Source organism: Flavonifractor sp. An9 (genome assembly GCF_002161245.1).
In the GTDB taxonomy this organism is placed as follows: Bacteria; Bacillota; Clostridia; order Oscillospirales; family Oscillospiraceae; genus Flavonifractor; species Flavonifractor avicola.
In genome coordinates this window covers 270044-283737 of sequence record NZ_NFHC01000001.1, presented here as the reverse complement: position 1 = coordinate 283737, position 13694 = coordinate 270044, and the positions used below count along the sequence as shown (strand labels likewise).

Genomic DNA, 13694 nt, shown 5'->3' with positions numbered 1-13694 from the left:
CCCATTTTCCAGCTTATGAGATAATACATAAATAAAGCTTCTCATGAAAAGGGGCGATGTGTTCATGGAGCAGGACCGGAAGCTGCTGGCCCTTCTGGACCGGGATCCGGAACAGGGCATGGCGGACTTGATCGAAGGGTACAGCGGCCTGCTTTGGTCGGTGTGCCGCACTTATCTTCAAAGTGCCGAAGACATCAAGGAGTGTGTCAACGAGACCTTCTCGGAATTCTACTTACAGAGGGACCACTTTGATCCCAGCAAGGGCACCCTGAAAGGATACCTGGCCGTCATCGCCCGGCGGTGTGCCATACGCCGGCACCAGGAAAATTGCCGTTGGGAACGTTCCTCCTCACCACAGCCGGAGGAAGTAACGGACCCCTTCGCCCATTTGGAACAGCAGGATGAACTGGAGCGGGCCCTGTCGGCGCTGGACCCGGTAGACCAACAGATCATCCGCCTGAAATATTACGGCGGACTGACGGCCCGTGAGATCGCCGCCTCCCTGGGCCTGCCCTATGAGACGGTGAAAAAGCGGCAGCAGCGCAGTCTGAAAAAGCTGCTGCGGGCGCTGTCCCTGGGTCTGCTGGTGGCCCTCATCCTGGCCGCGCTGGCTGCCTGCGCCTACATGATCCTGCGCCACTTCGGCTTTGTACCCGGTTACGGCGTGGACTCCGATCCTCAGGCCGGCACCTACATTCTGGAGCAAAGCGCTGTCATTCAGGGTGAGCTGTACGAGATCCATCTGGAGGACGCCTATTGGCAGAACGGCTCCTTCCTGGCCGATCTGAGCCTGTACGGCCAAACCAGTCCCTACCTCACGCCTCTGGATATCTCTCTCAGCGGCCTGGATAACCTCCAGCCCATCTCCATCAGCCAGAACGGGCTGGACGTTCTCGGAGCTTACTCCCTGCGGCTGATCTATGAGGGAGATCTGCCGCAGTCCTCCGCCTCCTCCCTGGAGCTGATTCTGACCCTGGATGGTACCGACCTACCCATCACCCTGGTGGCCGCGGAGGAAACTGCCCTGGAGCAGGCCGGATTCTACTCGGTGACTGAGGCCGACGGCGGCCTGCTGGCGGTGCCCCGGCTTGAAAATGGGGAGCTGGTGGTCTCCATCCATCCGCTGAACACCGGCCCGTTCAACACCTCTCCCTCCCTGACCAAAGGGATCTGGAGCCACTACGGAGGACCTCAACTGCCCATCACCGTCACCGCGCCGGACGGCACCGTACTGGAGGGCGAGCCCACCTCCTATTCTCCCTTCAATGGCGATACCTATCTGAACTGGTATTTCGGCCCTGCTGAGCCGGGGGATTATGTGCTCAACGTCCCCTATGTCTATCAATATCCAGCCGCCGGTACAGACTCCCCCACGGTACAGCTGTCCCTCTCCGCTTCTGACGGAGCACCGGTCTCCCTCTCCCTGCCCGGCGGCACGCTGACCCTGGATCGCCCCTTCCCCATTGACGACGTCACCGCCTACTGTAGCACCATTTCCCACTCCTATGACGAGGCTGGCTACACCTGGTGGGCTATGGAGGCCACCTGGGAGGGAGAGGACCCGGAGCGTGTCCCGGCAGCCATTCCGGTATTGGAGGACGGGGCCGGCACTGTGATACTGAACAATACGACCTACCACAATGTGGAGGCCGGTCTATGGACAGAGCCGGTCTATGATTCGGACGGGCAATATACCCAGTTCCGAGGCTATGTGGTAGGCACACTGAACGGGCTGGATCAGGCCACCCTCTCTCTGCCTGCGGAAAAACTCTGTTACCGCTGGAACCACCCCTTCACCATTTCCATGACGGTACAGCCCGAGCCGGAGCGGCCTTCCTATACCGGCACATCGGGAAACTACAGCCTTACCGCCACGCCACGCCGGACCGACGGCGCAGTGATTCTTAATTTGTCCCCCGCCTCCTCCGACAAATATATGATTCCCACCAGCACGCTGACCCGCAGCCCATTGACTGCTCTGGGCGCCACGGACGCGCCCATTACCCTGACGGCCGCCGACGGCACCGTATATGAGGGAGAATATCAGCCCGGACGGCAGAATAACGCCAGTGACTGGAGTTTTGGAGACATCCCCGCCGGGGATTACACCCTCCATGTCCCCTACCTCTACCTGACGGCGCCGGAAAGCTGGCATATGGCCATTCCCCTGCCCCAGCAGCAGGGACAGGTTCTGCCTGTGGGACCGGTCTATACCTGCTTCTCAGGCCGGATCGAGCTGTCATCCATCACCGGGATAGGGACCGACCCGGCGATTCTGGAGCAGTTTGCCGCCGCCGTCATCACTTACCCCTCCGGCGGGATTAACCAGCCCCAGGAGGCCCCTCTGGTGTCCCGGCTGGACCTCTCCCTCCACTCCGGCATGGAGGACTATACCCTGGTAGATGTGGGTCTTCAGCTCTTTTTGACCGACGAGGCCTACTTTTCCGGCGCCTGCGAGCGACAATATGTCTTTGAGGAGGGTGAACCCCGGCTGACCAGCCTGCTGCTGCGCCACGCACCCGGCCTCTATGCCACAGATCTTACCTTTACCGATCCTGTCTTACGCTGGAACCACCCCTTCGATATCCCCGTCACCATTCCATAGTACCTCTATCAAATCCGCCTCCTTCCCCATTGGAAGGAGGCGGATTTTTTCCCAATCTTTTGTCCAGCTGTCCCCTTTTTCCCTTTTGCCTGCAATTAGTATGTGGAAGGGAGGGACACACTTGGACGATCGACAGCTGCTGGAACTGTTGGATGCTGATCCCACTGCAGGTATGGACCTGCTGTGGAAGCGCTACGGGGAGCCGGTTCGCTTTGCCGCCGCTCAAAAGCTGGATTGCGACGAGGATATTCATATCTGCGTGCAGGATACCTTTTCTGACTTTTATCTGCAAAGAAAGCAGTTCGATCCGGGAAAAGGAAGTCTGCGAGCCTATCTGACGGCCATCTCCGAGCGCAAAGCCATTCGGCGCTGGAGGCAAAATCAGCAGCAATGGCTGGCAGCACAGTCGGCAGACCCGCCTGATGATCCCATCGCAGTCTGGGAACAACAGGAGCACTTCCGTCAGGCGCTGGCCCGGCTCCCCGAACTGGACCGAGAGATCTTGCAGCTGAAATACTTTGAAGGACACACCATCAGAGAAATTGCCATCCGCTTGAATATCGACTACGAGCGGGTCAAAAAGCGGGCCCAGCGGGCCCTGAAAAAGCTGCCCCAATTTCTCGAATAAGCCACCCTATCTGAAAAGGAGATCTGACACTATGAAGCGCACAACCGGAAAAATTTTTGCACTGACAGCGCTGAGCAGCCTGCTTCTGCTGGCCTCCGCCTGCGGACAGTCCCCCGGCCAGTCCCCCTCCGGCTCCGCCGGTGGATCGGAGCCGGCCGGCGGCAACGCCTCCTACACCGACACCTACGATCCCGACGCCCTGTTCCAGTACGGCATGACCCCCGCCAAGGACAGCGAGACAGGAAAATACGGCTACAAAAATCCCCAGGGGACATGGGTAATCGAGCCTCAGTATACCTTTGCCCGTGATTTCCAAGTCAACGGCACCGCCTTTGTCCGCACCGGCAGCAACAGCGACGAGTTCCGCCTCATTGACCGGGAGGGCAACTTTGTCTCGGACTATATCTTCATGCGCTTTTTTGACGAGCTGGCCTTCTCCGCCAACGGCATCGCCGTGGGGACGGTATGTGAGGCCGACGGCACCAAACTGGGCACCGGCTACTTCTACCTGGAGGACGGGGAGATCGCCTTTGAGCCTCGGGAGGAAGAGAGCTTCACCGCCTTTTCCGACGACGGTTACGCTGTGGTGGACAACAAGGCCGTCATCAACGATCAGTTTGAGTATGTCATTGAACCCCAGGAGGACTACTATCTGGTCCAGGTATCCAATGGCATGGTGAGTTTTGATTTCAAGAACACCCCGAAGGGGTACTCTGAGTACGGCTACATGGATGTGGAAGGCAATATCGTCATTCGGGGCCTGAGCTCCCGGGGCGGTCCCTTCGCCGACAACGGCATCGCGGTGGTGGAAAACCAGCTCATCGACAAGAGCGGCAACGTGGTTTTTGATGTAGCCGACAGCCACTATTCCACCATCACCAGCAACTTCAACAACACCGACTGGGTGGAGGTCTCCTCTCACCTCTCCAGTCGGGGCGGTACCGACTTCAACTTCATCAACGCCGAGGGCGAGACCTTCTTCCCCACCGACGCCTACGAGCACTCCCATTCGGACGGTACCCTTGCCATCAAAAACGGAGTCTATGTGGGTCCGGCGCCGGTCCTCAAGGATGACCAGGGCAACATCACCGGCATCGGCGGCACTGAGGACTATGCCACCGTGGCCGTCAACGAGGATATGGAGATCCTGTATGTCCCCTACGACAAGGGTATCCAGGATGTGAGCGCCTATTATTCCGACGGCTATGCCAAGGCGGAAACCCTGGATGAACAACGTGTGATCGTCGATCTGGAAGGCAATATCGTCATGGAATATTGACGCTGTGCCCCGGAGCTGTCTCCCCGCTGCGGTAAATGCCAGACAAAAGTTTTTTCATCTGCTGCTTCCATTCCTTTCCCTTCATTCAGCGGAACATTTTGACTGTCTCTCGCCGCCCCGGAAGTTCCGGCCAGAACGTGCGATAAAAAACCGGCGGACTGCTGTAACAGCAGTCCGCCGGTTTTTATCGTTCAGCCCTCAGATCACATCCACGCCTCCGGCAGTGGCCCGCCGGAACAGGACAGGAGGGACAATTTTATGGACGGGGACCGACTCCGCCAGCGTCTTTCCCTGTTTGCGGGCCTTGATCTGATCCACCAACAGCTGGACCGCCTCATGGGCCAGCCGGTCCACCTGCTGCCCCACCGTACTGAGCGGAATAATGGCCTCTCTGGACGTGGGCGAGTTATCAAACCCAACGATGCAATACTCCTTGGGCAGATAACCATACCGCCGGATAATCAGGTTCAGCAGGGTGTTGGCCGTAGTATCGTTGGCCATAAACACACCGATTTTCTTGCGGGCGTATTTCTTGTCCCATTCCCTCAGAATGTCCTGCAGGATGGCCTGGTCCTCCTCATAGGACCGGTCCAGCTCCCGCAGAATCACCTCGTGAGCCAGACCGTTGGCCTGGCAATAATCCTCAAACCCCCGGATGCGCCCATAAGCAGGGATGCGGGGATCTGTAGGGGAGTTGATATGGATGAGAATATCACACTGCTGCTCCTCCAGCAGGGCAGCCGCCTGCCGTCCACCGGCTTCATTGTCGGTATTCACGCTGCATACAAACTGGTCCTCCCGCTCGATGGCCACCACCGGGATCTGAAACTGAGACAGCTCCTGGGAGGAGAGGGTATGGCTCAGTACAATCATGCCCTCAATCTGATAGGAGAGCAGCTCTTTGATGTACCGGCGCTCGCTCTCCTTATTATTGTTGCCGATAAACACCAGGAATTTATAGCCAAAGGTCTCGTAAGTGGCCAGAATCTGGTTGAGCACCTCTGAATAAAAGCGGTGGTAAAACTCGGGGACGATGACGCCGATGAATTCCGTCTTTCCCATGGCCAGAATGCGGGCTACCCGGTTCTCATGGTAGTCCAGCTTCTCCAGTGCATCGGAAATGATCTGCTGGCTTTTCTCCGTCAAAGAATCCGGGTCGTTAAAATATCTGGATATGGTTGTCTTGGAAAAATTGGTATATCTGGCAATGTCGTCAAAGGTCACTCTTTTTTTCTCTTCCATATCAAGCCCTTCAATCTGCCGAGGTCATGTGCCAATCTGCTTTGGCGCAGACAGAACACACGGCTGGTAAAACCTTGAAGATAAATGCGCGATTTCTTCTCGGAATTGATTGAATTTTATTATAGCAAAGAGAAGAAATGGATGCAATCCCTTGGTCTCGGGGAAGCTGGGTGTAATTGTGCATAATTTTAAGCACTGGAAATGAGGCGGATTTTACAAAAATATTTCCAGCGGGGGAAAAGCATTGACGGAAGCTTATCGTAAGGAGTAATATTATTTAAAAATAACCGGTTCCATTACCGGTTATACAACCGGTTTTTATATGCTTTCGTCACCAATTCAAAGAAAAAAAGAGGAAACAGGAGGAGAGACAATGAAGAAACACGCATTGACCAAATTCATTGCGTTGGGTCTTTCGGCTTCCCTGATGGCTGGAATGCTGTCGGGATGCCGGTTCGGCTTTGCCAGCGATCCGGACGACCCCAACGCGGTGGAAGCGGTGGAGCCCATCGATATGTCGGTGGACACCTTTGAGTACGACCCGTCCCTGAGCGGCACCAACATCACCCTGCTCAACTCCAAGGCCGAGATCCAGACCGCTCTGGTGGAAATGGCGGCGGCCTTCGAGGAAAAGTCCGGTGTACACGTGGAAGTCATGCCCGTCACTGACGGCGACTCCCCCTATACCAAAGTAGTCAGCCTGTACAACTCTGGTAATCCCCCCACGCTGTCCATTTTGGACACCACTGACGTCATCGCCCTGGCTGAGGAAAAGGCGGCTGACCTGTCCGACCAGCCCTGGATCGCCGAGGCAGAGGGCTATACCACTGAAATCAACGGCAAAGTGTACAGCTTCCCGCTCTGTATTGAGGGCCGCGGCATCATCTACCACAAGGAAGTCATCGAGGAGACCCTGGGCGAGCCCTTTGATCCCACCACCATCCGGACCCAGGACGACTTTGTGGCCCTGCTGGACCGGCTGGTGGAAGCCGGCATGGAGCACCCCATCTCCCTGGCTATGGAGGACTGGTCCCTGGGCGCCCATCACCTGCAGTACATCTATGAGACCTACGACGGCACCTCTGACGGCGCCGCGGAGTGTATCAACCTCATCAAGGACGGTCAGCTGGATCTGACCACCTATGACCGTATGTCCCAGTTCCTGGATATGTTTGATATCCTGAAGAAGTACAATGTGGCCTATCGTGACCCTCTGGGCGCCGACTATGACGAGATGGCCATCGACCTGGCCGACGGCAAGACTGCTTTCTGGTTCAACGGCAACTGGGCCTGGCCCAACCTGGCCGAGGCCGACGCCGAGGAGGACGATGAGTACGGCTTCCTGCCCTACTTCATGAACAATGACCCCGACGATTTCGTGAACCAGCAGATCCAGGCCTCTCCCTCCAAGCAGGTCATGCTGGACGGGGTCGTGGCCACGGAGCAGGAGCAGGCTGCGGCCAAGGAGTTTTTGAACTGGATCGTGTTCAGCGAGATCGGCCAGCAGATGCTGGTCAAGACCTGCAAGATCATCCCCCCCTTCCAGAACAACCCCTATGAGCCTTCTGATCCCCTGAGCCGGGACATCTACAGCCGGGTGCATGAGGGTACCGCCTTCAACGCGTCCGCCATTGTTCCCAACGACCACTGGTCTGTTCTGGGCGCCGCCATGCAGAAGTATCTGGCCGACAGAAGCGACCGGGCGGAGCTGATCGATTCCATCGTGGCCTATTGGGACGAGCAGCAATAAGGAGGAGCTAGGATGAAAAGAAAAAGCGGAGGAAAAGATTTCTGCGGATTTGCCCTGCCCGGCCTGTTCTGTTTCGCGGCAGTGGTAATCATCCCCTTTATCTACGGTATTTATCTGACCCTGACCGACTGGAACGGCGTCTCCGATACAAAGAACTTCATCGGCGGAGCCAACTTCCTCAGTGTACTTAAGGACAGCCAATTCTGGTCCTCCCTGCTGCTGACCTTCAAATATGTGGTGGTCGTGGTAGTGGTGGTCAACATTCTGGCCTTTGCCATCGCCTACCTGCTGACCCGCGGCTTTAAGGGTCAGAACTTCTTCCGGGCCGGCTTCTTTACTCCCAACCTGATCGGCGGCCTGGTGCTGGGCTATATCTGGCAGTTCGTATTCTCCCGCGTGTTCGTGGGCATCGGCGAGGCCACCGGCTGGGAGCTCTTCGGTGCCTCCTGGCTGTCTGACCCCACCCTGGCCTTTGTGGCTCTGGTGTTCGTCTCCGTATGGCAGCTGTCCGGTTACATGATCCTCATCTATGTGGCCGGCTTTATGGGCCTGAACAAGGACGTGATGGAGGCCGCCAGCATCGACGGCGCTACCGGCTGGACCAAGCTGCGTCACATCATCCTGCCCCTGATGATGTCCTCCATCACCATCTGCCTGTTCCTCACCCTGTCCCGTGCCTTCATGGTGTACGATGTGAACCTGTCCCTGACTGCCGGCGCTCCCTACGGCACCACCGAGATGGCCGCCATGCACGTCTACGAAAAGGCCTTTACCTCCCGTCAGTTCGGCGTGGGCCAGGCTGAGGCCCTGATCCTGTTTGTGATCGTGGCTATTATCAGCGGTATTCAGGTGTACCTGACCAAGAAACGTGAGGTGGATGCATAATGAATAATTCGACCATCGGCGGCACCAAGCGCAAGGTAGCCAATGCGCTGGCCATGACCGGCATGATCATCATCTTCATCGCCTATATGTTCCCCTTCATCATGGTGGTCATCAACTCTCTGAAGGAAAAGCGGGATATCATCACCGATCCCTTCTCCTGGCTGTTTACCATCAAGGGTCTGTCCTTCGACAACTTCGTGAAGGCCTTTACCCAGATGGACTTCCTCAACGCGTTTAAAAACTCCCTGATCGTAACGGTGTCGGCCACCGTGCTGGTCACCCTGCTGTCCTCCATGCTGGCCTACTACATTGTCCGCCGCAACAACATCATCTCCAAGATCGCCTTTGCTCTGATGGTGGCCTCCATGATCATCCCCTTCCAGGCCATCATGATTCCCCTGGTGAGCATCTACGGCGGCACCCTCAACGTGCTCAACCACCGCATCACCCTGATCTTCATGCACACCGGCTTCTCCATGGCCATGTCAGTGTTCATGTTCCACGGCTTTATCAAGGGCAATATCCCCATCGCCCTGGAGGAAGCGGCCTACATCGACGGCTGCACCCACCGGCAGACCTTCTTCAAGATCGTTTTCCCCCTGCTCAAGCCCATCATCGCCACTATGGTCATCCTCAATTCCCTTGCCTTCTGGAACGACTACCTGCTGCCCTCCCTGGTGCTGACCGACAAGGAGCTGCTCACTCTGCCCCTGTCCACCTACAGCTTCTACGGTACTTATTCCGCCGACTACGGCACCATCATGGCCGGCCTGCTGCTGTGCGTTATCCCCATTCTCATCCTCTATGTGATCCTCCAGAAGCAGATCATCGGCGGCGTTGTTTCCGGCGCAGTCAAATAACAAAACCCGTTCAATTCTACCACAAGGGTCTCTTGCCCTTGTGGTAGAATTTCGGTTATACTGGCTTTCAGCATTGCCCTCAGGGGCTACAGGGAAAGGAGAAAAAGCACACCCATGCGGAAAGATACCCTGCATTTGAAAGCGCCGGGAAACTGGATCAACGATCCCAACGGCTTTATTTATTATCGAGGTGAGTACCACCTTTTTTACCAACACTTCCCCTACGCCCCCCGCTGGGGTACCATGCACTGGGGCCATGCGGTGAGCCGCGACCTGGTCCATTGGGAGCACCTGGGGGTAGCCCTCTATCCCACCAAGAGCTACGATCAGAACGGCGTTTTTTCGGGCAGCGCTCTGGAACGGGACGGAAAGCTGTATCTGTACTACTCCGCCGTGCGCTACCTCCAGCAGAACGAGGAAGATATCCACATTCCCCCCAACGACGCATTTGTGACCAGCCAGGCCATGGTGATCTCCGACGACGGCCGGACCTTTGACAACATGGGAGCCAAGCGCCAGATCATCCCGGTGCTGGCCGACGAATCCATCGGTGACCCCAAGGACACCAGAGACCCCAAGGTGTGGGAAAAGGATGGGCTCTATTACATGATTCTGGGCAGCACCTTCCGCAAGGAACAGGGCAAGGCTCTCTTTTACCGCAGCCGGGACGCTCTGCACTGGGACTATGTGAACCAGTACTCCTCCCCGGAGTTCCGTACCATGCTGGAGTGCCCCGATCTGGTCCGGCTGGGGGAGGCATTTGTGCTCCTGGGCTCCCCCATGGGCGTCACCCAACCGGAGATTGAATATGCCCACCACGCCATGTGGGGCCTGGCGGACTTTGACCACCAGACCTGCACCCTCGCCCTCAAGGGGCCGATGCAGTTTGTGGATTATGGTCTGGATCTCTATGCCCCCCAGACCGCTGTGGATCAGGAGGGCCGTCGGGTGCTCATCGCCTGGATGCGGATGCCCCAGGCGGCAGAGGACCCTGGGGACGGCCGGGGCCCCTGGAATGGCATGATGAGCCTGCCCCGGGTGCTGGAGCTGCGGCAGGGCAAGGTCTGCTTTGTCCCCCATCCCAATGTGGAAGGGCTTTTCCGTCCTGTGGACGGCAGCTGGGACCAGGCGGTGCGGAATCGTCCCTTCCGCCTGAAAACCACCCTCCGGTCCGGGGATGTGCTGGACGTGTGCGGCTACCGCATTGCGCTGGAGGACGGCCGGATCGTCACCGACCGCAGCCAGGTATTCCCCCATCTGCCCAACTATCGGACCACCGCCCAGACTCCGGCGCTGGGCGAGGAGTACTGCCGGCTGGATGTATTTGTAGACGACCATCTGATCGAGATATTTGTGGATGGCGGCCGTTATGTGGTCAGCCATGTGGTATACGGCCTGAAGGACCGGCTGGAAGGTCCGGTGGAGCAGCTGCTTACCCTCAGGGAGGACGGCTGAGGACCTATTTCAAGGAGAAAGGGAAGGATTGTCCATGATGGATATTACCGCCATTGGCGAAGTATTGATCGACCTGACCCAGACTGGGGTCAATGAGCAAAAGGTACCGCTGTTTGCCGCCAATCCCGGTGGCGCACCTGCCAACGTAGCAGTTGCTGCCGCCCGGCTGGGGGCCAATACCGCGTTTATCGGAAAGGTGGGCCAGGACGGATTCGGCGCCTACCTGACCCGGGTGCTGACTGAGAACCGGGTAGACGTGTCCGGCCTGCGGACCGACGACGCTGCCACCACCATGGCTGTGGTGGCCGTGTCCGACACCGGCGAGCGCTCCTTCCGCTTTGTGCGGGGGGCAGACTGCAACCTGAAGCCGGAAGAGGTGGACACTGGGCTGATCACCGGAAGCAAAGTGCTCCACTTCGGCTCGGTCAGCCTGACCGCCGGTCCCGCCCGGGAGGCCACCCTCTTTGCCGCACAGAGCGCCCGGGAGGCCGGTGTGCTGGTAAGCTACGATCCCAACTACAGAGACGCCCTGTGGAACAGCCAGGAAGAGGCGGTGGAGTGGATGAAGAAGCCTCTGCCCCTGGTGGATGTACTTAAACTGTCCGACGAGGAGCTGCCCCTCATCACCGGCACCGACAATCCCGAAGAGGGAACCCGTCGGCTGGAGGCTGAAGGGATTCGCCTGATCCTTGTGACTCTGGGCGACAAGGGTGCTTTTTACCGCTGGCAGGGCAAGACCGGCCTGGTGCCCGGCGTAGCCACCACTGTGGCCGATACCAACGGCGCCGGGGATACCTTCCTGGGCGCAGTGCTCAGCCGTCTGGTGAGCCGGGGCGAAAAGCCCCTGGAGGGCCTGACTGCCCCGGAACTGGAAGCCATCCTTGCCTTTGCCAACCGGGCGGCCTCCAAGACCTGCTCCCGCAGCGGAGCCATTCCCGCCATGCCCACCATGGCGGAGCTGGAGGAAGGAGACAACGCCCATGAAGCGTAAGCAGACCAAGGAAGCCGCCCCCACCACCGCCGGACAGACCGGCCGGCTGATTCAGCAGGCGGCGGAGACAACCGTCCCCAAGGCGTCCAAACCCAAAAAGAAAACCAAGGCGGCAGCGCCCCTGACCCCCGCCCAGGTGGGGATCGGAGCGGATTTCTCCGTCTTTGAGCACCGTCTGGCCCGGCACTACGATGAATTGAAGTGGCTCTACTGCGAGCTGTACCACGGCGATTTGGGCGCCTTTGACTACTTTATCCAGATGCTCCGCCGGAGCTGGGAGGACCGCAAGGCGGACCTGCGGGTGCAGGACGCCCAACGGGAAGCCGACCCCAACTGGTACCGCCGCCGGGAGCTGCTGGGCATGATGCTCTACACCAACGCCTTTGCCGGCACCCTCAATGGGGTGGCTGAGAAGCTGCCCTATCTGAAGGAGTGCGGGGTCAACTATCTCCATCTGATGCCCCTGCTGGAGAGCCCCAAGGGCCGCAGCGACGGCGGCTACGCCGTCTCCAACTTCCGGAAGGTGCAGCCCGAGCTGGGCACCATGGCCGACCTGGAGCACCTGGCGGATTCCTGCCGGAAAGACGGCATCAGCCTCTGTCTGGATTTCGTCATGAATCACACCAGCGAGGACCACGAGTGGGCCAAAAAGGCCCGGGCAGGCGAGCCCGGCTACCGGGAGCGCTATTTCTTCTATGACAGCTGGGATATCCCCCGGGAATTCGAAAAGACAGTGCCCCAGGTCTTCCCCACTACCGCCCCCGGCAGCTTTACCTGGCTGGACGATTGCAAGCAGGTGGTCATGACCAACTTCTACCCCTACCAGTGGGATCTGAACTACGCCAACCCCATGGTATTTAACGACATGACCGAGAACCTGCTCTACCTGGCCAACCGTGGCATCGACGTGATCCGGCTGGACGCGGTGCCCTACATCTGGAAGGAACTGGGCACCGATTGCCGCAACCTGCCCCAGGTCCACACCCTGGTGCGGATGATGCGTATGGTGTGCGAGATCGTCTGCCCCAGTGTACTGCTGCTGGGCGAGGTGGTCATGGAGCCGGCCAAGGTGGCCCCCTACTTCGGCTCCACCGACAAGCCGGAATGCCATATGCTCTACAACGTGACCACCATGGCCACCACCTGGCACACCCTGGCCACTGCCGACGTGTCCCTGCTGCGCCACCAGGTGGACGCGGTGTGCGCCCTGCCCCGGGACTTTCTCTTCCTCAACTACCTGCGCTGCCACGACGACATCGGCTGGGGCCTGGACTACCCCTGGCTGAAGGAGCACTTCGGCACCGACGAGGTTGCCCACAAGAAGTATCTCAATGATTTCTTTACCGGTAAGCTGCCCGGCAGCAACAGCCGGGGCGAACTCTACAACGACGATCCCCGGCTGGGCGACGCTCGGCTGTGCGGCACCACCGCCTCCCTGTGCGGAGTGGAGGCCGCCGACTATGAGCGTGACCCCTTCAAGCTGGAGCGGGCAATCTCCTGCGACCTGATGCTCCACGCCTGGATGCTCACCCAGAGCGGTATCCCCGTGCTGTACAGCGGGGACGAAGTGGGGCAGCTCAACGACTACTCCTACCACCACGACGGCGAGAAGTGGGACGACAGCCGCTACATCCACCGGGGCGACTTCCAGTGGGACCTGGCCAAGATGCGCCACGATCCCACCACCCGCCAGGGCAAGCAGTTCATCGGCCTGCGCCGGCTGGAGGAGCTGCGGGCAGCAGAGCCCGCCTTCGACGCCCGGGCGGAGATGTGGACCTTTGACACCGGGGACAGCCGGGTGCTGGGCATCGGCCGGTGGTACCAGGGCCGCAAACTCATCGCCCTGTTCAACTTCAGTCAGGAATTTGTCACCGTCTCCAACGCTGACCAGGGTCCCTTTGAGGAGTTGATCTACGGCGGGACCTTTGATGATCTCAGGCAGGTAAAGCTCTACCCCTACGGCTTTGCCTGGTACCTGCACACGGAGGAGTGATTGGTC

Annotated in this window: 10 protein-coding genes; 9 read left to right on the top strand and 1 reads right to left on the bottom strand. The window is 58.7% G+C overall.

Annotated elements, in window-relative coordinates; genetic code table 11:
* Window positions 1-64: 64 nt before the first annotated feature.
* The 3 genes from B5G40_RS01400 to B5G40_RS01390 all read left to right on the top strand — a co-directional run bounded on the left by B5G40_RS01400 (window position 65) and on the right by B5G40_RS01390 (window position 4512).
* Window positions 65-2605 carry an RNA polymerase sigma factor gene (locus tag B5G40_RS01400; protein WP_158100252.1) on the top strand — a complete coding sequence of 847 codons (2541 nt, stop codon included), beginning with the start codon at window positions 65-67 and terminating at the stop codon, window positions 2603-2605.
* 121 nt (window positions 2606-2726) lie between these two features.
* Window positions 2727-3233 (top strand): RNA polymerase sigma factor, encoded by a 507-nt coding sequence (locus B5G40_RS01395; protein WP_158099463.1) that lies wholly within the window; start codon window positions 2727-2729, stop codon window positions 3231-3233.
* A gap of 31 nt (window positions 3234-3264) precedes the next feature.
* Window positions 3265-4512, top strand: coding sequence for a WG repeat-containing protein (locus B5G40_RS01390; RefSeq protein ID WP_087398513.1), 1248 nt, complete (start codon window positions 3265-3267; stop codon window positions 4510-4512).
* 198 nt (window positions 4513-4710) lie between these two features.
* Here the strand turns inward: B5G40_RS01390 and B5G40_RS01385 are convergent, their stop codons facing one another.
* Window positions 4711-5754 (bottom strand): LacI family DNA-binding transcriptional regulator, encoded by a 1044-nt coding sequence (locus B5G40_RS01385; protein WP_087398512.1) that lies wholly within the window; start codon window positions 5752-5754, stop codon window positions 4711-4713.
* A 373-nt stretch (window positions 5755-6127) separates the two neighbouring features.
* Between B5G40_RS01385 and B5G40_RS01380 the strand changes: the two genes are divergently transcribed.
* The 6 genes from B5G40_RS01380 to B5G40_RS01355 all read left to right on the top strand — a co-directional run bounded on the left by B5G40_RS01380 (window position 6128) and on the right by B5G40_RS01355 (window position 13688).
* Window positions 6128-7504, top strand: coding sequence for an ABC transporter substrate-binding protein (locus B5G40_RS01380; RefSeq protein ID WP_087327974.1), 1377 nt, complete (start codon window positions 6128-6130; stop codon window positions 7502-7504).
* Between the two features lie 12 nt (window positions 7505-7516).
* Window positions 7517-8389, top strand: coding sequence for a carbohydrate ABC transporter permease (locus B5G40_RS01375; protein ID WP_087188255.1), 873 nt, complete (start codon window positions 7517-7519; stop codon window positions 8387-8389).
* The gene (locus B5G40_RS01370) at window positions 8389-9249 is read left to right on the top strand and encodes a carbohydrate ABC transporter permease (protein WP_087188254.1); all 861 of its coding nucleotides are present in this window, start codon (window positions 8389-8391) and stop codon (window positions 9247-9249) included. Before B5G40_RS01375 ends, B5G40_RS01370 begins: the two co-directional genes overlap by 1 nt.
* A gap of 114 nt (window positions 9250-9363) precedes the next feature.
* Entirely contained in the window at window positions 9364-10704 is a 1341-nt protein-coding gene (locus B5G40_RS01365; RefSeq protein WP_087398511.1) for a glycoside hydrolase family 32 protein, read from the top strand.
* A 34-nt stretch (window positions 10705-10738) separates the two neighbouring features.
* Window positions 10739-11695 carry a carbohydrate kinase family protein gene (locus B5G40_RS01360; protein ID WP_242959112.1) on the top strand — a complete coding sequence of 319 codons (957 nt, stop codon included), beginning with the start codon at window positions 10739-10741 and terminating at the stop codon, window positions 11693-11695.
* Window positions 11685-13688, top strand: coding sequence for an alpha-amylase family protein (locus B5G40_RS01355; RefSeq protein WP_087398510.1), 2004 nt, complete (start codon window positions 11685-11687; stop codon window positions 13686-13688). Before B5G40_RS01360 ends, B5G40_RS01355 begins: the two co-directional genes overlap by 11 nt.
* The last annotated feature ends 6 nt before the right edge of the window (window positions 13689-13694 follow it).